The following is a 602-nucleotide window of genomic DNA, read 5'->3' as shown; positions in this document are numbered from 1 at the left end:
CCGACCGCGGTCGGGCTGATGCCGTACTGCGCCGCCTTGGCGCGATCGACCTCGAGCGCCCAGTCGACGCCGGGCGGCGCCAGACCGTCGGAAATATCGATGACGCCGGGCACCTTGGCAATGCGCGCGGCAACGGCGCGGGCCTTGTCGTCAAGGCCCTTCGGATCGACGGCCGAAAGCCTGATCTGGATCGGCTTGCCGGTAGGCGGGCCGGCTTCCGGCACGCGAACCTCGACGTCGACACCGGGAATGCCGGCCATCACGCCGCGCAGTTCGTCGAGGATTGAGTTCGCCGATTTACGTTCGCGCCAGTCGACGAATTCGTACTGGATCACGCCGACCACGTCCTCCGGAACGTCCTGGCCGCCGCCCCGCGTCTTGCCGACACGGGTATAGACAGACTTCACGCCCGGCCAGCCGAGCAGCCGGTTTTCTGCCGTCTTGGTGGCCGCGTCCATTTCGGCAAGTGAAAGATTGCCGCGGGCGTGGACATAGAGCAGGCCGTAGTCAGGCTCGACATTCGGGAAGAATTCGACGCCGGCGCCGAATTTCGAATAGGCGTAGCCGACGCCGAACAACAGCGCCACGGTGAGGACAAGCAC

1 protein-coding gene is annotated in these 602 nt (G+C 65.9%); it reads right to left on the bottom strand.

What is annotated here, in order from left to right; all coding sequences use genetic code 11:
- Positions 1 to 602: efflux RND transporter permease subunit (locus AC0L2P_RS32190; RefSeq protein WP_473507244.1), on the bottom strand; the 602-nt coding region annotated here is incomplete at both ends.

The sequence above is a fragment of the Mesorhizobium sp. WSM4836 genome (assembly GCF_055811815.1).
This window is presented reverse-complemented; position numbering and strand designations above follow the sequence as displayed.